This is a genomic window from Apibacter sp. HY039 (genome assembly GCF_004023655.1).
In the GTDB taxonomy this organism is placed as follows: Bacteria; Bacteroidota; Bacteroidia; order Flavobacteriales; family Weeksellaceae; genus Apibacter; species Apibacter raozihei.
In genome coordinates this window covers 346,769-368,980 of record NZ_SAYM01000003.1, presented here as the reverse complement: position 1 = coordinate 368,980, position 22,212 = coordinate 346,769, and the positions used below count along the sequence as shown (strand labels likewise).

General features: G+C 30.3%; 18 protein-coding genes. 9 read left to right on the top strand and 9 right to left on the bottom strand.

Annotation, left to right across the window (positions count from 1 at the left end; all coding sequences use genetic code 11):
• Positions 1-7 precede the first annotated feature (7 nt).
• Complete coding sequence (epsC, locus tag EQ921_RS08980; protein WP_128331400.1) at positions 8-868, top strand: serine O-acetyltransferase EpsC; 861 nt, start codon at positions 8-10, stop codon at positions 866-868.
• Between the two features lie 638 nt (positions 869-1,506).
• Here the strand turns inward: epsC and EQ921_RS08975 are convergent.
• The 8 genes from EQ921_RS08975 to EQ921_RS08940 all read right to left on the bottom strand — a co-directional run bounded on the left by EQ921_RS08975 (position 1,507) and on the right by EQ921_RS08940 (position 11,572).
• Positions 1,507-3,210, bottom strand: coding sequence for a phospho-sugar mutase (locus tag EQ921_RS08975; RefSeq protein WP_128331399.1), 1,704 nt, complete (start codon positions 3,208-3,210; stop codon positions 1,507-1,509).
• Between the two features lie 15 nt (positions 3,211-3,225).
• The gene (locus EQ921_RS08970) at positions 3,226-3,942 is read right to left on the bottom strand and encodes a GIN domain-containing protein (protein WP_128152563.1); all 717 of its coding nucleotides are present in this window, start codon (positions 3,940-3,942) and stop codon (positions 3,226-3,228) included.
• A 2-nt stretch (positions 3,943-3,944) separates the two neighbouring features.
• The gene (locus EQ921_RS08965; RefSeq protein ID WP_128331398.1) at positions 3,945-4,904 is read right to left on the bottom strand and encodes a glycosyltransferase family 2 protein; all 960 of its coding nucleotides are present in this window, start codon (positions 4,902-4,904) and stop codon (positions 3,945-3,947) included.
• Positions 4,864-5,457 carry a DUF4199 family protein gene (locus EQ921_RS08960; protein ID WP_128152565.1) on the bottom strand — a complete coding sequence of 198 codons (594 nt, stop codon included), beginning with the start codon at positions 5,455-5,457 and terminating at the stop codon, positions 4,864-4,866. Before EQ921_RS08960 ends, EQ921_RS08965 begins: the two co-directional genes overlap by 41 nt.
• Positions 5,458-5,587: 130 nt before the next feature.
• Positions 5,588-6,784: a carcinine hydrolase/isopenicillin-N N-acyltransferase family protein gene (locus tag EQ921_RS08955; protein ID WP_128331397.1), complete on the bottom strand. Its 1,197-nt coding sequence runs from the start codon at positions 6,782-6,784 to the stop codon at positions 5,588-5,590.
• Positions 6,785-6,787: 3 nt separating this feature from the next.
• Positions 6,788-7,483, bottom strand: coding sequence for a rhodanese-like domain-containing protein (locus EQ921_RS08950; protein ID WP_128331396.1), 696 nt, complete (start codon positions 7,481-7,483; stop codon positions 6,788-6,790).
• A 12-nt stretch (positions 7,484-7,495) separates the two neighbouring features.
• Entirely contained in the window at positions 7,496-10,273 is a 2,778-nt protein-coding gene (locus EQ921_RS08945) for a TonB-dependent receptor (RefSeq protein WP_128331395.1), read from the bottom strand.
• A 234-nt stretch (positions 10,274-10,507) separates the two neighbouring features.
• Positions 10,508-11,572 (bottom strand): peptidylprolyl isomerase, encoded by a 1,065-nt coding sequence (locus tag EQ921_RS08940; RefSeq protein ID WP_128331394.1) that lies wholly within the window; start codon positions 11,570-11,572, stop codon positions 10,508-10,510.
• 499 nt (positions 11,573-12,071) lie between these two features.
• Between EQ921_RS08940 and pheS the strand changes: the two genes are divergently transcribed.
• The gene (pheS, locus tag EQ921_RS08935; RefSeq protein ID WP_128152570.1) at positions 12,072-13,088 is read left to right on the top strand and encodes a phenylalanine--tRNA ligase subunit alpha; all 1,017 of its coding nucleotides are present in this window, start codon (positions 12,072-12,074) and stop codon (positions 13,086-13,088) included.
• Positions 13,089-13,203: 115 nt separating this feature from the next.
• Positions 13,204-14,940, top strand: a complete 1,737-nt coding sequence (locus EQ921_RS08930; RefSeq protein WP_128331393.1) for a thiamine pyrophosphate-dependent enzyme — start codon at positions 13,204-13,206, stop codon at positions 14,938-14,940.
• A gap of 64 nt (positions 14,941-15,004) precedes the next feature.
• Here EQ921_RS08930 and EQ921_RS08925 read toward each other — a convergent pair whose 3' ends face one another.
• Entirely contained in the window at positions 15,005-15,310 is a 306-nt protein-coding gene (locus EQ921_RS08925; RefSeq protein ID WP_128331392.1) for a TM2 domain-containing protein, read from the bottom strand.
• 111 nt (positions 15,311-15,421) lie between these two features.
• Here EQ921_RS08925 and lpdA point away from each other — a divergent pair, with 111 nt between their 5' ends.
• The 6 genes from lpdA to EQ921_RS08895 all read left to right on the top strand — a co-directional run bounded on the left by lpdA (position 15,422) and on the right by EQ921_RS08895 (position 22,143).
• The gene (gene lpdA / locus EQ921_RS08920; RefSeq protein WP_128331391.1) at positions 15,422-16,810 is read left to right on the top strand and encodes a dihydrolipoyl dehydrogenase; all 1,389 of its coding nucleotides are present in this window, start codon (positions 15,422-15,424) and stop codon (positions 16,808-16,810) included.
• Positions 16,811-17,051: 241 nt separating this feature from the next.
• Positions 17,052-17,378, top strand: coding sequence for a DUF4870 domain-containing protein (locus EQ921_RS08915; protein ID WP_128152574.1), 327 nt, complete (start codon positions 17,052-17,054; stop codon positions 17,376-17,378).
• 121 nt (positions 17,379-17,499) lie between these two features.
• Complete coding sequence (locus tag EQ921_RS08910; protein ID WP_128331390.1) at positions 17,500-18,063, top strand: Maf family nucleotide pyrophosphatase; 564 nt, start codon at positions 17,500-17,502, stop codon at positions 18,061-18,063.
• A gap of 9 nt (positions 18,064-18,072) precedes the next feature.
• Complete coding sequence (locus EQ921_RS08905; RefSeq protein ID WP_128331389.1) at positions 18,073-18,840, top strand: hypothetical protein; 768 nt, start codon at positions 18,073-18,075, stop codon at positions 18,838-18,840.
• 35 nt (positions 18,841-18,875) lie between these two features.
• Complete coding sequence (locus EQ921_RS08900; protein WP_128331388.1) at positions 18,876-20,741, top strand: hypothetical protein; 1,866 nt, start codon at positions 18,876-18,878, stop codon at positions 20,739-20,741.
• A gap of 61 nt (positions 20,742-20,802) precedes the next feature.
• Positions 20,803-22,143, top strand: a complete 1,341-nt coding sequence (locus EQ921_RS08895; protein ID WP_128331387.1) for a peptidylprolyl isomerase — start codon at positions 20,803-20,805, stop codon at positions 22,141-22,143.
• Positions 22,144-22,212: the final 69 nt, after the last annotated feature.

Sequence of the window (22,212 nt, the reverse complement as noted above, 5' to 3'; positions counted from 1 at the left end):
ACAAATAATGAAAAAATCATCAGACAATGATACTATTCCCTCAGATATAAATAAACGGATAAATGAATTTATTACTCAGTTTAGATCCAAGCCTATTTATTTACCTATTAATAAACAAGAGCTGGAAAATGTTGTTGAAAAATTATTCTCTCAAATGTTTCCAATTTGTGAAATTCCGGATAATAATCAATCAGAAGCAGAACTATTACTTATTTATAAAATTTTGCTTTCCAATTTTTCAAGACTTATGGAAGCTGATAAAGCTGAAAAGATAATTATTGATTTTTTTACTAAAATATCAAGTATTCAACAAAGACTTTATAATGATGCAAAAACATTCTTAGCTCATGATCCGGCCGCAGAATCACTTGAAGAAATTGTATTGACCTATCCAGGATTTTTTGCATTATCAGTTCATCGTATTGCACATGAATTTTATAAAATGCAGGTGCCTATCATACCGCGTCTTTTTTCTGAATATGCTCATGCTAAAGTGGGTGTTGATATACATCCGGGAGCGAAAATAGGAGATAATTTCTTTTTAGACCATGGAACTGGGACAGTGATAGGAGAAACTACCATTATTGGTAATAATGTTAAAATTTATCAGGGAGTTACTTTGGGAGCTCTTTTTGTAACTAAAAATCTATCTAAAGTTAAAAGACATCCAACCGTTGAGGATAACGTAGTCATTTACGCAGGAGCGACTATTTTAGGAGGTGAAACAAGTATTGGTCATGATTCTGTTATAGGAGGAAATGTTTGGCTTACACATTCTGTAGAACCATATACTTTGGCTTATTATTCATCAGAAATGAAAATAAAAACGATCAAAGATTTTAAAGAACCTCTAAATTTTATAATATAAAAAGAAGAAGATAAAAGTAAATTTTGAGTAACCTAAAATATATTCAAAAGCAACAGCTAAAAAATAATAGAAGATTTTCCTGAAGGAGTAGATTTTTTGATAACAGGGTTTGGTTAAGTGCTAAAAAAAGTCATTCCATAAAAGTCAATTCCGTTAAGCCTTCAGATTCTCCGATTATTTCGGGAGGAATTCCATGTTCTCATTCACAGCAAGGATTAGGTGCGTGTTTTATACCTCAAACATTAATTATATAGTATAGATCACTACCGATCCAAATACAAGGGAATAAGCCAAATATATATTATTATATTGATATAAATAAATAAAATAAAACCCCAAACTATATACCATTTAATTTTTTCTATAGGACTATTATTAATTTTAAATATGATTATTAAAAAATCTCAAATAGTAAAGCAATCAGGTAAAAATACCATAAAAAGATAAGTAAATAGAATAATTAAATCCAAAGTGGATATATTAAGTGAAGATATAGATTAGTTTTTAAGCTTTAACATTACAAAAAAATTTAACCATTTGTATAACATATTTATGATTTAGTTTTATAGTTTACAAATCAGATTATACTAATAAAAAAATGTCTGATAAATTCAGACATTTTTTTCTCGTAAAAAGAACTAACTTAAAAATTCTTTTATTTTGTGAATTTTATTTTTCGCTTTGGCTAATTGAGCATTAAATTCATTTTTAGATGATAGTGAATCCTGTACAGAAAAATAAAATTTAATTTTAGGTTCTGTTCCTGAAGGACGGCAAGCAAGTTTAGTACCTTTATCTGTATAGAAAATCAACACATTAGAATTAGGAATATCAATAGATGTTTTTTCACCTGTAAGAAGGTTTAAAGATACGGAAGACTGATAATCATCCATTTTGGTTACTTTTTCACTTACTAATTCTTTAGGTGGGTTCATGCGGAATTCTTCCATCATTTTTGCAATTTGTTCTGCTCCATCTTTTCCTTTCTTTACGATAGAAACTAATTCTTCATAAAAATAACCTGTTTTTTCATAAATTTCAATAAGTTTCTCAAACAACGTTTTACCTTCATTTTTAGCCTCTTGTGCAGCTTCACAAGCAACTAGAATAGAAGATATAGAATCCTTATCTCTAACATAATCGCTAGGCATGAAACCAAAACTTTCTTCACCTCCGCAAATAAATTTTTCTTTACCTTCCGCTTTTCTAATTAAATCGGCAATCCATTTAAAACCGGTTAGCCCAACTTTACAATCTACATTATACAATTTAGCTAATGAAAAGAAAATATCAGATGTAACAATAGTAGAACCGATAAATTGTTTCCCATCAATTTTTCCATCGGCTTTCCATTTTTGCAATATATAATCAGTTAGTATAGTATTTGCCTGATTACCGTTTAATAAAACTAACTTACCATTTAAATCCCTAACAGCAATACCCAGCCTGTCTGCATCCGGATCCGTACCAAAAACAATATCGGCATTTTGTTCCTCTGCATATTTTAATGCAAGAGAAAGGGCCTCAGGTTCTTCAGGGTTAGGAGATTTAACCGTTGGAAAATCTCCGTCAGGATTTTTTTGTTCCGGAACTATAAATACATTTTCATAACCTGCTTTGCTTAAAGTTTCCGGAAGTATTGTAATTGAAGTTCCATGAAGTGAGGTGTAAACAATCTTTAAATCTTTCTTTCCTTTTAAATACAGATTATTTTCAATAGCTGCATCTATAAATTTTTCATCCTCTTTTGCACCTATATAAGTAATTTTTGTCTCATCTCCGTTAAATTTTATATCCTTAAAATTAACGTTTCTAACTTCTTGAATAATAGCAGTGTCGTGGGGAGGAACAATCTGTGCTCCGTCATTCCAATAGACTTTATAACCGTTATATTCAGGAGGATTATGCGATGCAGTTAAAACGATTCCTGCATTACAATTGAGATCACGTACTATATATGATAGTTCGGGAGTTGGTCTGAATTCATCAAATAAGTAAACAAAAATACCGTTAGCAGTAAGTACATCTGCCACCAATTTGGCAAATGTGTCACTATTGTGACGAACATCAAAAGCAATAGCTACTTTTATCTTACCCTCAGGAAATTGCTGATGCAAATAATTTGCTAAACCCTGAGTTGCCTGCCCATATGTATATTTATTTAATCTATTGGTTCCCACACCCATAATTCCACGCATTCCTCCAGTACCAAATTCCAGGTTTTTATAAAAGGAATCATCCAGTTCGGTAGGATTTGTATCAATTAAATTTTGTACAGCCTTTTGTGTTTCAGAATCAAAAGGTTCCTTTAACCAAGTTTTTGCAATTTCTAATGAATTCATTTTATGTAATTTTTGTTATTGCTTTTTCTTTATTTGAGCTAAATCTTTTTCTTTTAAATCTTTAGCTGGATTTCCCAGTAAAGTAAGTTGTGAATTGTCAGATATAGTTCCTGTAAGTTTGTTTTTAACATTAATTTCAGCAGTCGCTACATTATAAAGTAGTATTTGAGCGTCAGAAATTTCAAGATATGGAGCAGAAAAATCACTTTGGTCTTTTCCTGTAAGAATAATTTTATTAGCTGTGCCTTGTAAACTTATTTTAGAAGTATTGGACGCTTTTACAACTAATTCATCTGTAATTATATTATTTCCTAAAAATTTGGAAGTTTCAGAAAGAGTTAAATTTAATTTGGAAACTCTTAACTGAGAATTTATATCTACGTTTACAGAATTATGTAAATCAAATCGTTCAATTTCGGGATTATAAATATAAATGTTATAAAGATCCGTATCTTTAACTTTTCTGGATTCTGAAAGACTTAACTGCCCTCCGGCATTATTGATTTTAAGATTTTCAATCAGATTTTTATAAGTTTCAATAACCATTCGCGGATTTTTATTATCATATAAATAGATTACGCGATAGTTTCCTTCAGCTTTCAATTGTGAAATATTGTTCAACTTAATTTCCTTTGTAGTAACTTTACCTTCTCCTTTTACTGAAAAACTGCATGAAGATAATACTAAAAACAGAGCGGAAATAATTGTAAAATTCAATAAATATTTTTTCATTATTATAAATTTAAATAATTAGAAATTGTATAATCTTCTTTTTTACCTCTCTTTAACTGGACTATAAGTTCACCTAAAAAACCGGCAATGAACAACAGTACACCTAAAACCATCATGGTTAAGGCAATATAAAATAAAGGATCGGAAGTAATTAAACGGGCAGGAATATTATTCCATACTTTAACCAGTTTGTTTACACCCATCCAGGCAGAAGATATAAAACCGATGATAAACATCAGCGTACCTATAAAACCAAAAAAATGCATCGGTCTGGAACCAAATCTGGACATGAACCAAATAGTAATAAGATCTAAAAATCCTCTTACAAAACGATTAGCTCCAAATTTTGATTTGCCATATAACCGGGCTTGATGAGGAACTTCTCTTTCTCCTATTTTAGAAAAACCTTCGTTTTTTGCAAGCACAGGAATATATCTATGCATATCTCCGTAGACATCAATAGCCTTAACAACGCTATTTTTATAAGCTTTGAGCCCACAATTAAAATCGTGCAGTTTTACTCCGGAAGTAGACTGAGCAGCCCAATTAAATAATTTGGAAGGAAGGTTTTTTGTTAATACGTTATCGTAACGCTTTTTCTTCCAGCCGGAAACTAAATCAAAATGATCTTCAAGAATCATCTTTTTTAATCCGGGAATTTCTTCTGGAAAATCTTGTAAATCAGCATCCATGGTTACTACTACTTCTCCCTGTACACATTTAAATGCTGCATTAAGAGCTTGCGATTTTCCATAGTTGCGGGCGAACCGGATTCCTTTGACTTGTGGATATTCCTGATTTAATTTGGAAATAACTTCCCAGGAACTATCCGTACTTCCGTCGTCAACAAAAACAACTTCGTAAGTATAATTTTCTTTTTCACATACTTTACGTATTCTTGTAAAGAGCTCATCAAGAGATTCAGCTTCGTTGAGCAGGGGTATTACTATGGATAATTGCATTTGGATTTCTTAGTCTAAAAAATATTGACAAAAATAAGGATATTGTTAGGTAAAATAAATATATAACGCCTAAAATAGCAAAAGAATTTTTAAAATTAAATAAAAGTTCATTTTTTGTAGTGTCAGAAGATAAACTTTTTACCAGCTCTTTATACAAGGCTGTTTCTTCTTTTGTTGGTTCTTTTAAAGAATTATAGTCACTATGAAGATTATTTAAGTTTTGTTCTATTCTTTGATGTTGTAATAAAATCTGTGCATCCGGATCTGCATAATTCAAAAATAATATTATTAAAAGTAAAGATAAAGTGCCTCCAATAAAAAGAGTAGTAAATGAAATTTTGAAACATTCTTTAAATGATAATCTGTATTTTGAGGTACGTTTATATAATAATACAACAGTAAATAATACATATATAGAAGGTAAAACAAATACATTTACCCTCAGACTTATTAAATAATAGTTAAAGCCCGAAAAGAAAAAGTAGACAGCAAAAAACAAGGCTAAAGTTAGAATTGCAAGTGAGATTCCGTAATGTAAAGGTGTATTTTTCATAATCAATAAACGCAAATTTACTGTTTTTTTATGGAATGGAAACTTACAGAAACATGGTTATAAATTAATAGAAAGCAAAATGAAAAAATCCGGTCATTAGACCGGATTTTTTCATTTATAATCTACAAAACTAATTTTTTAAAAATCTGTTTTTATATTCCAGCGTGACATAGGAATCTATCCAAGAATAAAACTCCTGAAGTGCCTGTTCGTTGGGTTTACCTTTTTCATACCATTGAGTTAATATTTCTGATGATTTATCAAAAATTGAATTTTCAATAGAAATTAACTGAGGTGTTACTGAAAGTAGCAAAGGAACTTGAATATAATCATTTCCTTCTCCTCGTTCAATAGGAAAAAGTTTATTTTTGATTTGAGTTGCCCACTGGTCCATAGGTGTATTTTGTTTAGAGTCAGCGGTCAGTATTTTTGGAAAAGATTTTTTTCCGTTTATCCAGATTGGGATAGTTACTGACCCTAAGGTTGAACCCAGAACCGTCCAAGCCGTGGTAAGGGAAGGAGACTCTCCAGGCTTTACTCCCTGAAAAATTACGCTTGAAGCAGTATAATATCTTGGAATAAAATCCCTGAATGCAGCATACGTTTCTTTATATTGATTTAAATCAGTCTTAGTAAGTCCATGTACAAGGCTGCGTGAAATATTCTGCATAAAGTACTTAGGAGTTAAAGAATTTGAAAGAGAACCATTGTATATCAATTCTTGAGCCTGCAGATATCTGCTATATCCTTTTCCTTTGGAAACATCACCGGAAAATGAATAATTGGTGCGAATAATATATCCGAAAGGAGCAGTCTGAGGATTATTGGCATCAAATTTCACAAAACCATTAATTCCGGTTTCGTAATAAGCAGCTCCTCCGTTTGCATCAATAACACCAAAATTAGAACTTAATTTTAATGGTTTAGGAAGAGAATTAAGCAGATTTTCAAAATCTTTTAACGTAGCACAAGTTTCAAGAGCAAGTCTCATTATTTCGCCGTCTTGTCTGTCATCTTCTTTTAACTCAACAGAGTTAATATTGTAACTATCGGAATTCATTATCGCAAATCCGGCACTATTGTGACCATTAAGAACCTGCTTATTTTCAATATCATTAGGGTTAACCATTCCTATAAAAGTATATTTTCCCTTATCGGAATAAATTAAACGGCTATGTAAAGAGGGAGTATCTCTATTTTTGTATAGTAATGGTCTTCCATCCGGAGTTGCTTTTCCAGAGATAACAGCCGTAGTACAAGCAAAACTGTATACTCCAGATACGGCCATTATAAAAAGTGTAAAAACAACTAAAATATTTTTTTTCATGGTTTAGTGTATTAATTCATTAATTAAATTTATAAGTTCTGCTTCATCCAGTAATCCTGCACGTTCCCATTGTATGGACTTATCTTTATAAGCAATAAGTAATGGAAAGCCTCTCTCAATATAAGGTTTAGCTAAAACTTTGTTTTCATCGGCATTAATTTTTACAATAGTCAGACGGTCTTTATATTGTTCGGAAAGTCTTTTAAACATAGGCTCCATTTTTAAACAAGGACCACACCAAGGCGCATAAAAATCTATAAGGACAATTGCATCTGATGAAATTATTTTGTTGTATTCTTCGGAAGATATTTTATCTGGCTGTCCTCCTGTAGTTGGCATACTTAGTTGGTTCCAAGCTGTTATACCTCCTTTCAAATCATATAAATTTTTAAATCCCAGTGATTTTAAAGAATCTATTGCTGAAGCACTACGTATTCCGGTACGACAATAAACAAGATAGGTTTTATCCGGATCAAGCTTTTTAATCTGTTCCTTAAAATCTTCATTCCTGTAATCAACGTCAATAGCATTTTCAATATGACCGGTAACAAATTCTTTAGGAGTTCTGACATCTAAAATTACAATATTAGGATCATTGAATTTTTCTGCAAATTCTTTAGGATTTAATAATTGGTCGTTGGTTTGTCCAGACAGGAAAATTCCCAATAAAGATACTAGTGTTAAAAAAATATATTTCATAGGTTTAATAATTTAAAAATCAAAATTTAAACGGGTAAAGATATAACGTCCGTTAAAGCCAAACTGACTTACATATCTGGAATATACGAACTGACCACTATTGCTGTTAGCCGCAATGTCTACTTTTTCAGGATAAGTATTAAATATATTATTTGCTCCGACTGTTAATTTAATTGCTTTATTTATTTGATAACTGGCTGATGCATCAGTGACCCATCTTGGATTATAATACTGCTGAAAAGCCAGAGTAGATGATGGTTCAGTGACACCTCCGAAATAATTATTTCTAACAAAGAAATTCCATTTTGTAATTGAATAAGTCACTGAAACATTAAACTTTTGATTAGGTATTACATTTTCAATATAAACTTTACTGGCGTTACTAAAATAAATATCCTCTTTACCTTTCAACAATTCAGATGTATTAATAGTACCCACTTGTTGAGTATAAGATATGGTACCGGCTAAATCAACGGATAATTTTCCTTTACCTAACGAAGAATGATACGATATAACAGCATCTAAACCTTTAGTTTCTGTATTAATAGCATTGGCAAAGAAACGAGCTTTTTGAGCCCCCGCTTTTTGCAAGATTTCATAAATTTCTTTATCTGTTTCCGTTCCGTTTGGATCTCCACCAAATAAATCGGTATATATGATTCGATCATTTACACGTGTAAAATATCCATCTAAACTAAAATTGAACCTACCAGCTTTCGCAGTTAGTCCGGCACTTACACTCCTTGATTTTTCAGGTTTCAGGCTTGGAATTCCCAGAAGTTTAGCGACTTTACTATCATTAGTAAACGTTCCCACTTCATACATGTTACCATTTATATATAATGAACTGGTACTGGAATAATTTTTTTGTTGCAGAGAAGGAGCTCTGAATCCGGTACTTCCGGATCCTCTGAATGTTATTTGATCCGAAATTTTATATCTAAATGCTAGTTTTCCATTTACAGTGGAACCAAAATCATTAAAATACTCATATCTCCCTGCAAGATCAATCAAAAATGAAGGAGAAAAATTAATTTCTACATCTGCATATCCGGCTAGGGAATTTCTATTAGCATCAGTTTCATTTTGGGGAGAAAAACCGGCATTACCTTGTGCGCCTCCAGGCAAAGGAGTTTTTCCGTCAGGACCGAATTTAATAGGAATTGTTCCATTTATATCCGGAATTACAGAAACAGATCCATCTGGATTAACCACTTCACGACCTAATGCATAATTAGCATAAGATGTTTCTTCTCCTGCAATAATTTGGTATCTTTCATATCTGTATTCTCCTCCCCAGGCAATATTAACGTCGGAAAGCCAATCAAATTTTTTCGAAACATCCAGGTTAACGACATTTTGAGTAAATTGTAATTTTCCTCCCTGAAAACTGGTCGGAGAATTACTTCCCATCGAGGCATTTAATGAATGAATGGTTTTATTGTTAAATGTGTTTTGTCCAAAGGTATTACTTAACTCAACATTCCACGATGCAACAAGTCCTTTTATTCCTATTGCAGCAGACTTATCATATATACTTGCTTCAGCCTGAGGCCTGAATCCAGTTGGGTATATTTCCTCAACATTGTTAACTGAATTGGGATATCGATAGAATAGAGAAGCAATACTGTTTCTGTACCCGAAAATACCAAACGAATAAATTTCTGTATTTGTATTTAATGGAAGGGAAGCATTATAGGATAATTGACCGTTTAAGGCTTTGGATTGTCCAACAATTAAGCTGTAATCTCTTCTATTTGTATTGGTTGATTCTAAAAATTCATCAGTTTTGTCTATGGCAGTACCACTTGAATAATCTTTGTAAATACTTCCGTTATATATTCCTCCTCTATCCGTAGGATTTCTTTGATCATAAGAAGCGGAAAAATTAATATATCCTCCATCGTTTCCCAGAGGGATACCATAATTTAGACCTACCTGAATATTTTCACCGTCATGGGATGTTTTTCCTTGTGCATCATTTTTACTTAGGTATTGTCCGGCTGTTACACTAGCACTGAGTTTATTTATTGATTTTTTTAATACAATATTTATAACTCCGGCTACGGCATCACTTCCATATTGTGCAGCTGCTGCATCCCTGAGTATTTCAATTCTTTCTATTGCAGATACAGGAATGGAATTTAAATCGGTTCCCACGGTTCCTTTACCGAAAGTTCCGTTTACATTTAATAATGCAGAATTGTATCTTCTTTTGCCATTTACCAATACTAGCACCTGATCGGGACCTAGCCCTCTCAATGAAGCGGGGTCGGTCATATCTGTTCCTCCACCTAATGACTGTGGAGTAGAGGTAAATGATGGAGCAACATAGTTCAATATTTGATTAACGTTAACCTGTGCACCATTATCTGCAACCTTTTTTATGTCTATTATATCAACAGGAGTAGGAGAATCTAATAAAGTTCTGGGCTTGGATCTGGTTCCTATTACAATAATATTATCTATTTGATGAGTATTAATTATAAAATTAACATTTTTAGAAGGCTCATTATCAACGATGATTTTTTGCGAAGTTTCATCATTGTCAACTGTTATAGCAGTTAAAGTATAATTACCTTTAGGAAGTGTTAAATTATACTCTCCATTTTCGTCAGTATACGTATCTAAGTTATCTATTCCCGATACGGATATACGAACCTCAGCTATACCTGATTGTTTCTCATCCTGAACTTTACCTTTAATAATAGTTTGAGCTGATATTAAACTGCTTATTGAACTAAATAGAATGATTCCGGCAGTTTTTACAGATAATAAATTTCTCTTCATACTTAAGTTACTAATTTTATATAGGTAATTCCTATCAATGTAGTAGGAATTTCATGCAAATATAATCTCTTTATTTTATATTTAGCTAAATTTTTATGATAAAAATCATGAAAAACTTATAATAATATTTTCAATAAAAAATGATTATTGTTTAATTAATTATATTTATTAAACAATAATCGTAAAATAAAAAGGGGATATATGTCTATATCCCCTTTTTTATGTTCAGTAAAACTATTTTGTTTTAACTAATTCAACTTTAAAGAGTAACCATGCATTAGGAGGTATTACTCCTCCACCGGCACCCTGTGCCCCATAGCCTAAAGCTGGAGGAATTAAAAATTCAGCTTTGTCACCTTCCTTTAATAAAGCAATTCCTTCTTCCCAACCCTGAATAACCATTCCTTTACCTAAAGGAAACTCAATAGGTTCATTACGGGCAAAAGATGAATCAAATACATTTCCATTGGTTAAAGATCCTTCATAATGAACAGATACTGTATCCCCTGCTTTAGCTTGCGAACCATTTCCATTTTCTGTTATTTTATAAAATAAACCTGATGGAGTTTGCGTCATACCTGATTTAAGTTCTTCAAGTTTAGTTGTAGCAAGTTTATCTTTCTCCTCCTGCCACTTTTTATTTCTTTCAGAAATTAAATCTTTGTTTTCAGCAAAAAAATGGGCAGCATCATAATTTTTATATTCATCACCTTTAGTAATAATGGATACTTTTTCCATTGATATTGTTTCAACAGGTTTATCTTGAGCACCCGTTTTTGAATTCGCAATTGTGTTGACAACTTCCAAACCTTTAATAACAGTACCGAAGATTGTATGACGTCCATCTAACCATGGAGTCGGAACTTCTGTGATAAAAAATTGGCTGCCATTAGTATTAGGTCCTGAATTAGCCATGGACAAAATTCCTGTTCCACTATGCTTTAAATCGTTTTTTTCATCCTCAAATCTATATCCGGGGCCTCCCATTCCAGTACCTTGAGGATCACCTGTTTGAATCATAAAGTCTTTAATTACACGGTGGAATATAATTCCATCATAAAAAGGAACACCTGCTTTTTTAGCATCGTTTGGAATTTTACCTTCAGCTAAACCTATAAAATTAGCAACTGTCACTGGAGATTCTTTATCATAGAATTTTACCAGCATATCTCCCTTATTTGTTTTAATGTTTGCGTAAAGTCCGTTTTCAAGACTATCGTACGTTTGTTTGTCTATTTCCAATGTTTTACAATTTATTAAAGTTAATATTAGGCATACGGCCATTATTTTTTTTAGCATGATACAGAGTATATCTAATAAAACTCAAAATTAGTAAAATTAAATGACACTATAAATAGAAGAGTAATCATTTGATTTACTAAATATTTTGCAAAGGTTCCTTTAATAAAAATATTATAATGAAGTGTTCTCAATCTAACAGCTTAGCTTATACACACGATGCTTTTTTCTTTAAAGGAGTAAGAAATATAAGGATAAATTTTTTTGTGGTATGATATTTGAAAATACAATAGAAACCGAAAATAATAAACTATTTCTTATAAACTTTGTATAATATATTTTATATAGCATGTTTATTTAATTTAAAACCTTTTAAAAAACCTTAAACCTCTAATATTGGAGGTTTTTTTATTTTATAGATTTAATGTAAATTATAAAAAGTACTAATCAAAACTTTTTAATAAGAAAATAAAAATGTTAATTAATATATTTTTCTTTTCTTATTTTTGCATCATAATAATAGAGTAGCATTTATTCAATAGAAAGTAAAGAATATAAAATGATCGAAAATATCAAAAATTATTTGAAGGAAGTTGAAAGTTTTGTTTCGGCAAAACCAGAAGAGGTTGAACAATTTAGAATAAAATATTTAGGAAAAAAAGGGATTCTTAATGATCTTTTTTTAAAATTTAAAGAAGTTCCTAACGACGAAAAAAAAGAATTTGGTAAACAGGTAAACGATTTAAAACAACTGGTTACACAAAAAATCGAATCTCTTAAAGAATTGACAGCTGGCCAAAAAAATACAGACATTCAATTAGATTTATCCAGACCCGGAATACCTTTAAACTTAGGTAGCAGACATCCGATTAACATAGTTAAAAATAAAATTATAAATATTTTTAAAAAAATTGGTTTTACTGTAGCAGACGGACCCGAAATAGAAGATGACTGGCATAATTTTACAGCTCTAAATATGTCAGAATATCACCCTGCAAGAGATATGCAGGATACATTCTTTATTGAAAAAAATCCAGATACAGTTTTAAGAACTCACACCTCTTCGGTACAAATCAGATACATGGAAGAGAATGAACCTCCAATTCGTATTCTTTCTCCCGGAAGAGTTTATCGAAATGAAGATATTTCTTCACGTTCGCACTGTATGTTTCACCAGATTGAAGGATTATATATTGATACGAATGTTTCTTTTGCCGATCTAAAACAAACATTGCAATACTTTACAACTGAACTGTTCGGGAAATCCGAAATTAGGATGAGACCTTCTTATTTTCCATTTACTGAACCCAGTGCTGAGGTAGATGTTTATTGGGGATTGGAAACAGAAACAGATTACCGAATAACTAAAGGTACCGGATGGTTAGAGATTTTAGGATGTGGAATGGTTGATCCTAATGTTTTAAAAAATGTTAATATAGATCCGGAAAAATATAGTGGTTTTGCATTTGGTATGGGAATTGAAAGAATTGTAATGCTTATGTATCAAATTGGAGATATAAGAATGTTTACAGAAAATGACATAAGAATGTTGCAACAATTCAGCAATGAAATTTAATTAAAATAAAATAATTGAAAGCCCTGTTAAACGCAGGGCTTTTTTTGTTGTTTATTTATCTGTTTTTTTAAACGTATGGAATAAAATTTGAACTGTAGATCTAAAAATAATTAGCATGGCAAAAAAAGTAGCAGACCAGTTGGTCGAAATGTTAGTAGAGGCAGGTGTAAAAAGAGTATACGCTGTAACAGGAGATAGTTTGAATGAATTTAATGCAGCAATAAAAAGAAATGGGAATATTAAGTGGATTCATGTTAGAAATGAAGAAGTAGGCGCTTTCGCAGCAGCAGCAGAAGCTGAATTGGATGGAATTGCCTGCTGTGCCGGTAGTTCAGGGCCGGGACATGTTCATTTGATCAATGGTTTATATGAAGCAAATAGAGGGAATGTTCCGGTTATTGCAATAGCATCTACATGTGCAACCCAAGAATTTGGTACAGAATATTTTCAGGAAACCAATACAATAAAACTTTTTGATGATTGTAGTATTTATAATAGAATAGCAACAACGCAGGAACAGGCTCCCAGAATGTTACAGGCAGCATTACAGCATGCAATTTCAAGAAAAGGAGTAGCTGTTTTTGGTTTACCGGGAGATTTAGAATCTAAACCGGCGGTAGATATAGTAAGCTCAATTAAAACATTTAAAACCAGTCCTGTTCTTCATCCTTCTGAAGATGAATTACATGAATTAGCAAATATTTTAAATGATAATGATAAGGTTACAATTTATTGTGGGATAGGAGCGTCCAAAGGACATAGTCTTCTATTGCAGCTAGCTGAAAAATTAAAATCTCCAGTAGGATATTCTTTCAGGGGGAAAATGGGAATACAATATAATAATCCTTATGAGGTTGGAATGACAGGATTATTGGGGCTACCTTCAGCATTTCAAAGTATGCATGAAGCCGATGTCGTTTTGTTGTTAGGAACAGATTTTCCATATGCTAATTTTATGCCTGTTAATAAAAAAATCATTCAGATTGAAGAAAGACCGGAAAGATTAGGAAGAAGAGCCAAAATAGATTTAGGTCTATGTGGAAAAGTTGAGGATACATTACATGTATTACTACCATTAATAAATACTAAAACAGAAGATTCGTTTTTACAAAAACAATTGAAAAAATATGAAGAAGTAAAAAGCGGATTGAATGTATATGTAAAAGATCCAGGTAAGGAAGATTTAATCCATCCAGAATACGTTGCTTCTGAAATAAATCGTCTGGCTGATAAAGATGCTATATTTACAGTTGATACGGGGATGTGTTGTGTTTGGGGGGCTCGTTATATTCATGCAACAGGAGAAAGAAAAATGTTAGGATCATTCAGTCATGGAACTATGGCTAATGCTATGCCGATGGCTATAGGAGCCGCACTAACATGTCCATCTAAGCAAGTTATAGCATTTTGCGGAGATGGTGGAATTTCTATGTTATTAGGAGATTTAGCGACTATACATCAATATCAGTTGCCGATAAAACTTTTTGTTTTTAACAACCGATCATTAGGTATGGTTAAATTAGAAATGGAAGTAGATGGTATTCCGGATAACGAAACAGATATGGTGAATCCTGATTTTGGCCTTATAGCTCAGGCAATGGGTTTTAAAGGGATAAATGTACATAAACCTGAAGAGGTTGAATCAGCTATTTTAGAATCATTTTCAACTCAGGGACCTGTACTGGTTAATATTATGACAAATCCTAATTCATTAGCATTACCACCAAAAATCGAATGGACTCAAATTAAAGGTATGGCTACTTCTATGGCTAAAATGATGTTGGGAGGAAATATTAGAGAAGTTGCTGATACAATAGAAAGCAACATTAAGCATATAAAAAGTATTTTATAAGTTTACTTGAACTAAAAAAACAGATTAAAAGTAATCTGTTTTTTTAGTTTTTTTAATTTATTTTTTAGAACCATCCTTTATGATTTAGCTGATAAGTGTCGTAAAATTCTTCATCGGATTTAGTTAAATAAATAATACCTTCTATTAAACCAATAATTCCCATTACACCTGAGGCAATACCACATGAAAGTACAGATACAAGTAACATGATAAGCCCTTCTTTAGTGTAACCTAGATAAAACTTATGAATGCCTAATGCTCCAAGTAATATAGCAAGTATTCCGCTGACAACTTTTTTGTTTTCCTGTTTAGGAGTTAAATTAAATTCGTTGGAAGTACTATCTTCCTGATAATATTTTTTTTGATCCATTTTGGTATGATAAAATTAGTAACAAAAATAAGACAATATTTTTTTACTTTGAATTTATAATAAACAATTTATAAAAATAATGTATTTTTGTCCTTAAAAATACTTGAGATAATGAATTATGATATTGTAGTTATCGGCAGCGGACCTGGAGGATATGTGGCAGCTATCAGAGCATCACAATTAGGGTTTAAAACAGCTGTTGTAGAACGTGAGAATCTTGGAGGAATTTGTTTAAATTGGGGGTGTATCCCTACAAAAGCGCTTCTTAAAAGTGCTCACGTTTATGAATATATTAAACATGCAGAAGAGTTTGGTTTGAATAAAACTGAAGCCTCTTTTGATTTTTCCAACATTGTTAAAAGAAGTCGGGGAGTAGCTGATAAGATGAATAAGGGAGTAGGCTTTCTCATGAAAAAGAATAAAATTGATGTTATTCAGGGAAATGCTAAAGTAAAATCTGGTAAAAAAATTGAAGTTACTGATAGTGAAGGAAAAGTTTCTGAATATTCTGCTTCACATATTATAATTTCAACCGGTGCCAGATCTCGGGTTCTACCTAATCTTCCTCAAGATGGGGTTCGTGTTATAGGATATAGAGAAGCATTAACTCTTCCTGCACAGCCAAAATCTATGATAGTTGTAGGTTCAGGAGCAATCGGAATTGAATTCGCATATTTTTACGCAACTATGGGTACAAAAGTAACCGTTGTAGAATTTTTACCTAATATAGTACCTGTAGAAGATAATGAAGTATCTAAATATCTTGAAAAATCACTCAAAAAACAAGGTATAGAAGTTATGACAAATTCATCAGTCGAAAAAATAGAGACTCATGGTGAAGGTGTTAAGGCATATGTAAAAACTGCCGCTGGTGAAGTTACATTAGAAGCTGATGTTGTTCTATCAGCAGTAGGAATTGCTGCTAATATTGAAAATTTAGGATTAGAAGAAGTTGGAATCGCTACTGACAAGGGACGTATTCTTGTAGATGATTATTATAAAACGAACGTACCGGGATATTACGCAATAGGGGATGTTATTCCTGGACCAGCCTTAGCTCACGTAGCATCTGCAGAAGGTGTTTTATGTGTTGAGAAAATTAAAGGTTTAGAAGTAGAACCAATTGATTATGGTAATATTCCAGGTTGTACTTACTGTTCTCCGGAAATAGCTTCTGTTGGAATGACTGAACAAAAAGCAAAAGATGCCGGATATGAACTGAAAGTTGGAAAGTTTCCTCTTGTAGCTTCTGGTAAAGCAACAGCTAACGGAGATACAGAAGGATTTATCAAAGTAATTTATGATGCTAAATATGGTGAACTTTTAGGATGTCATATGGTGGGAAATGGAGTTACAGATATGATTGCAGAAGCAGTTGCTGTAAGAAGACTGGAATCTACCGCTCATGAAATTTTGACAACGGTTCATCCACACCCAACTCTATCTGAAGCTTTTAAAGGTGCTACTGAAGATGCATACGGAGAAGCAATAGATTTATAAAAAAGTACTTTTAAATAAAAAAACCTTGCAATAAAATTGCAAGGTTTTTTTATTTGAATATTGATTATTGTAATCTAAGTTACATATATTAACTTATAGACAAGCTAAATAATTCACTATTTAATAGGTATAGAAATAAATTTCATAAAAATTTATACTTTCTGTTATTCAAAAGATCATAATTAAGAAATATAATGTATTTTAGCAAAAAGATAGAAAATAATTATTAAATTTTTAAATTATGAATAATAAGACTTTAGCACTTGTGTCGTATATTACACTTATTGGATGGCTTGTTTCTTTTTTTACATACAAAGGACAGCCTAAAGATTCACTTGTTTCCTATCATTTAAGACAATCATTTGGTCTAATGATAGTTGCAGTTGTTTACAATGTACTGACTAGTATTTTAATGCAAATCTCTAATGTTTTTTCCATATTAGGAATACTATCACTTGTTTTTTTAGTATTGATGATTATAGGGATATTAAATGCCAATAAAGGAGAAGAAAAACCTTTACCTGTTATAGGAAAAATGTTTGAAGGAAAATTTAATTTTATTCCTTAATTCAAATAATTTTAATAGATAGAAAAAGCCTTTTTTTAAGGCTTTTTTTATTAATAATATTTAATCTGATTTTTTGCAAAATTAAATAGTCTTTATAATTTAGCAAATTATATAACAACCTATGGATTATCAAATTGTATTAGCGTCTCAATCTCCGAGAAGAAAGGAATTATTAAAAGGTCTTGGATATGAATTTGATACCATTAGTTTAAATATAGATGAATCTTATCCTGGAAATTTGAAAGCCGGAGAAATAACCGAATATTTAGCATATAATAAGTCAAAGAGTTATGGGGAAATTCCGGAAAAGACAATACTGATTACAGCTGATACCATTGTATGGTACAACAATAAAGCATTAGAAAAACCTAATAATTCATTAGAGGCCGAAAATATGTTGAAAAGTCTATCAGGTCATTCTCATGAAGTTTTTACCTCTGTTGGATTTAGTACTAAAGATAACTACAAAGTTTTTACTGACTCTGCTAAGGTGCATTTTTTAAAGCTTGATCAAAAAGAAATTAATTATTATGTTAATAACTTTAATCCAATGGACAAAGCTGGCTCTTATGGTATACAGGATTGGATAGGTTTATCAAAAATTGAAAAAATAGAAGGTTCATACTTTACCATTATGGGATTTCCTACACATTTAGTTTATAATTACTTAAAATCTTTTGAATAAATTTTAGCAATGAAATTAATTGAAAATATTGGAGATGTATTTAATCGTAATTCAGCAAAACTCTCTGATAAAATTTTAATAAATTATATAAACCGATTATCAGAAATAGGTTTTTTTGCTATTGATTTAGGATTGTTTGATTTAAATAATACAATGTTATTGAAAAAAACAGATGGTTTTATAAATTCAATAGATAAAGCCAAGACTAAAATATATATAAGAGTTTCGGATGAAAAAAACTTTTTTAAAGCTTTAGATATTGATAATATTGATTTTATAGAAATTTCTTCGAATTTGATTTATTTAGTTGAAAATTTAAATTCATTACAAAAAGAAAAAATTGTAGTAAGAATAAATATTGATTTTTCAAACGGTGAGCTTATAATTTTAAATCAAATAGATACAGAAATAGATGTTCTGTATAATAACAAAATTTACGCTGTTAAATTTAGTAATGAAAATTCTTTATTAGATTTAGATATAGTAAAAAATGTTTTTGATTTCTGTGATAAAAATTTTCCTGGATTGTCTTCAGGAGGACATTTTTATCTAAACAATGACATGGTAATTAAAGAATTATTCATGCTCTTGAATTCATTGAAGTGTAAATTCCTGGAGGTAAGTACTGATGGTCGAGTCAGCAACAATTTTGGTTTCTTACCCCCGACCGAAAAAATACTAACATTTTTAGCGGATAAAAATACTAATTTCAAGTTTAATATGTTAAGTTTTGAATCGTCATACAATGAAGCCAAAAAAATATTTTCAAGGTCTTAGGAGTTTCTCTATTTTTGTATAAAAATAATAATAAAATGAAAAAAATATTTTTTTCAATTTTTGTTTTATTGTATGGGATCTCAATGTATTCTCAAGCTGTTTTGATGAAAATCAACAGTGATACTATTTTTACAAAAGATTTTGAAATTCAACAACAAAAAAGTTTAAAATTAATAGGTGTTCAGCAAACCATTAATAATTACATTGATTTTAATTTACTTAAACAATATGCTTTATCATACAAAGTAGATAAATCAGAAATGTATGAAAGACTTTTAATAAAAGAAGGCGAAAAATTGAAAGATAGTCTTTATTACAGAAAAGATTTAATTGAACCTTTACTACAAGATTATTATCAAAAGATTATTAAAGACAGGAAAATTCAAATTCTGTTTTTTGAAGACAATTTTTTATCCTCACATGGAAAAAACCGAAAAAAGTTTGTTCAGGACTTAATAAAAAATATTAATAATAATACAACCAAATTTAGTGAAGCCGTTGAAAAGTATTCAATTTTGCTTAATTTTAAAATTCCAGCATATTATGACCTCTTTATATTAAATAAATCTTTGGTTAATGAAATTTATAAAGCTCCTTTAAACAAGGTGTATGAAGTAAATCAAGATCAAGGTAATTACTTGATTTTAGTTTCTGAAGAAAGAAATTATTTAGGTGAATTAGAATTAAAGGAATACAGAATAAAAAATAATTCACCTTCTAGCAAAAATATTGCTGATTTAATATACGATGATTTAAAAAATAATAAAAGTGTAGATAATATTCTGAAAAATAATGATTCAATTTTGCTTTTCCATGATATAAAACTAAAAGTTATTAATAACGATGATTTATACAATCAGGTTTTAAATAATAGTTCAGCAGTTTTAAAGCCTATTCGTACAGATAGTTGTTATTCTGTCTATGTGGTAAAAGACAGAATTCAATATGATCAATATTCTAAAGTCAGAAAAAGACTATACAACAGATTGTTACAATCTAATATGGTTGGAGATTTAAATTTGAATCTTATAAATGAATTAAAAAATAAAGTTTCTTTTAAAGAAGATGAAGATGAAATTAAACTTTTTAAACAAAATTTACCTAAAAATTATAATGATTTTAAAAATTTCACTCTTTCAGACACAAAAACTTTAGTTAATATTGGAAATGGTGAATATTTGTATACTAATCAAGACTTGCTTAAGATACTTAAACAGAATATTACTGATAAAAATATTAATGAAATAGAAAATTTAATTAATATTTATATTAATTCATGGGAAAATACATATTTAGTTCAATATTACGATTTTTTTTATTTTGAACTTGATAGATATAAAGAGGAATGGAAAAAATTGAATGATAAACTCTTGATCAATGCAGCCATATCAATAATCACAGATAAAGCTATAAATGATACAGAAGGTCAAAAAAAGTATTTGAAAGAAAATCAGCAACAGTTTATTTGGAAAGAAAGAATCAATGGTGACTTTTACTATTGTTTAAATAATGAAGTTAAAAATAAAGTTTTAGAATTACTAAACGATAAAAAATCTGTTGAAGAAATAAAATTATTGTATAAAGATAAGGTAAACGATCAAAATGAACCTTTGCTGATAATTAATCAAGGGAAATTAACTAGAGAATCTTTGAATTTGCCTAATGATACCAAACTCGATAAAAAAGTTTACACAACAGACTATAAAACTAAAAAATTAGTTATTAATATTAAAGATATTAAAAATAATGATCCTATGGATTTGGAAGAGTTTAGAACAAATTATATAGATTTATACATTGATTTTAAAATAGATCAGGAAATAAAAAAATTGAAAAGTAAAGCTAAAATTGAAATTGTACCTTCACAAGAAAAAGAATTGGAGACTAAATACTCAAAATAAACAGGTAACAATATATTAAGAACAGTAATAAAAATTAAATTATAGAAATAGAAAGACAGAAATGAATAAATTATTTATAACGCTCATGTTTTTTTCGTTCACATTATTGACTTTTGGTCAGGAGAAGAAAATTGACGGAATTGTAGCAGTAGTCGGTGATGAAATCATTACAGAATCAGACATTAATGATGCTGAAAATTATGCTCGTTCAGAAGGGCAAATAGTTTCAGACAAATGTAATTTTGTTGAAACCATGATGAAAGAAAAAATCATTCTTTATAAAGCGAAACAAGACACATTGGTAACCGTAGGTAAAGATGAAGTTTCCAGAGAAGCCGATTCTCGTTTAGATGGTTATAGGAATTATTTCGGATCCGATGAAAATGTTTTAAAGAATTTCAAGTTTAAAACCATGGGAGAATTAAGAAATGTTTTGGAAACCATGATAAAAAATCAAATGTATACTCAGAGAAAAATGATGAGTATTACTAAAAATGTGGATGTTTCACCCGAATATCTTAAGAAATTTTATAATTCACATGAATCTGAATTTCCTAACCTAAATGAAGAAATTGAATATGCACAAATTTTTTTATATCCTGAATTATCAGAAACGCATAAGCAGCAATTAATTGATCAGCTTAAAGGCATCAAGAAACAGATACAGGAAGGTGCCAGTTTTTCTGATATGGCTAAAAAATATTCTCAGGATCCGGGTTCAGCAGAAAGTGGTGGACTTATAACCAACGTTAAAAGAGGACAAATGGTTAAAGAATTTGATGCTGTAGCTTTTAGTCTGGATGAAGGACAGATTTCGGATCCGTTTGAAACAGAATATGGTTATCACATAGTGTATCTGGAAAAGAAAAAAGGGCAGGTACTTAACCTAAGACATATCTTGCTTATGGCAGTTCCTGATAAAGATGAAATCAGAGAGGCTACAAAGAAATTAGAACAGATTAAATCAGATATAAAAGCTGGTAAACTAACATTTAGTGAAGCTGCTTTAAAGTACTCTAATGATAGATATACAAAATATAATGGAGGAGTATTGTCTAATCAACAGACGGGAGATAATAGATTTGAGAAAATTAAGTTACCTACTAAAATATTATATAATTTGTCAGGATTAGTTAAAGGGGATGTTTCTGAAGTATTTGAAGATACAGATAATAATAGAACAGTAGTTAAATTATTAAAAATTACAGACGTTATACCTCCTCATAAAATGAATTTGGATATAGATTATAATAGAATTAAAAACTTTGCTCAAAAGACCAAAGAAAATGAAATAGTAGAGAAATGGGTTGAAAATCAAATACCAACCACTTTTATAACTGTTCAGGATCAATATAAAAAATGTAAATTTTCTTTAAATTGGTTGCAAACAAATAAAAAATAATTTTAAATATATATTATTTTATTTAAGAGTCTGTGATTACACAGACTTTTTTTTGTGCAAAAAATTATT

What these genes read in the sequence shown, in the direction of transcription:
- lpdA (WP_128331391.1), top strand. Translation starts at nt 15,422, where the DNA reads ATGAATTATGATATTGTAGTTATCGGCAGCGGACCTGGAGGATATGTG.
- EQ921_RS08940 (WP_128331394.1), bottom strand. Translation starts at nt 11,572, where the DNA reads ATGCTAAAAAAAATAATGGCCGTATGCCTAATATTAACTTTAATAAAT.
- EQ921_RS08910 (WP_128331390.1), top strand. Translation starts at nt 17,500, where the DNA reads ATGGATTATCAAATTGTATTAGCGTCTCAATCTCCGAGAAGAAAGGAA.
- EQ921_RS08915 (WP_128152574.1), top strand. Translation starts at nt 17,052, where the DNA reads ATGAATAATAAGACTTTAGCACTTGTGTCGTATATTACACTTATTGGA.
- EQ921_RS08950 (WP_128331396.1), bottom strand. Translation starts at nt 7,483, where the DNA reads ATGAAATATATTTTTTTAACACTAGTATCTTTATTGGGAATTTTCCTG.
- EQ921_RS08900 (WP_128331388.1), top strand. Translation starts at nt 18,876, where the DNA reads ATGAAAAAAATATTTTTTTCAATTTTTGTTTTATTGTATGGGATCTCA.
- EQ921_RS08970 (WP_128152563.1), bottom strand. Translation starts at nt 3,942, where the DNA reads ATGAAAAAATATTTATTGAATTTTACAATTATTTCCGCTCTGTTTTTA.
- EQ921_RS08975 (WP_128331399.1), bottom strand. Translation starts at nt 3,210, where the DNA reads ATGAATTCATTAGAAATTGCAAAAACTTGGTTAAAGGAACCTTTTGAT.
- EQ921_RS08930 (WP_128331393.1), top strand. Translation starts at nt 13,204, where the DNA reads ATGGCAAAAAAAGTAGCAGACCAGTTGGTCGAAATGTTAGTAGAGGCA.
- EQ921_RS08895 (WP_128331387.1), top strand. Translation starts at nt 20,803, where the DNA reads ATGAATAAATTATTTATAACGCTCATGTTTTTTTCGTTCACATTATTG.
- EQ921_RS08955 (WP_128331397.1), bottom strand. Translation starts at nt 6,784, where the DNA reads ATGAAAAAAAATATTTTAGTTGTTTTTACACTTTTTATAATGGCCGTA.
- EQ921_RS08925 (WP_128331392.1), bottom strand. Translation starts at nt 15,310, where the DNA reads ATGGATCAAAAAAAATATTATCAGGAAGATAGTACTTCCAACGAATTT.
- EQ921_RS08905 (WP_128331389.1), top strand. Translation starts at nt 18,073, where the DNA reads ATGAAATTAATTGAAAATATTGGAGATGTATTTAATCGTAATTCAGCA.
- EQ921_RS08960 (WP_128152565.1), bottom strand. Translation starts at nt 5,457, where the DNA reads ATGAAAAATACACCTTTACATTACGGAATCTCACTTGCAATTCTAACT.
- EQ921_RS08945 (WP_128331395.1), bottom strand. Translation starts at nt 10,273, where the DNA reads ATGAAGAGAAATTTATTATCTGTAAAAACTGCCGGAATCATTCTATTT.
- EQ921_RS08965 (WP_128331398.1), bottom strand. Translation starts at nt 4,904, where the DNA reads ATGCAATTATCCATAGTAATACCCCTGCTCAACGAAGCTGAATCTCTT.
- epsC (WP_128331400.1), top strand. Translation starts at nt 8, where the DNA reads ATGAAAAAATCATCAGACAATGATACTATTCCCTCAGATATAAATAAA.
- pheS (WP_128152570.1), top strand. Translation starts at nt 12,072, where the DNA reads ATGATCGAAAATATCAAAAATTATTTGAAGGAAGTTGAAAGTTTTGTT.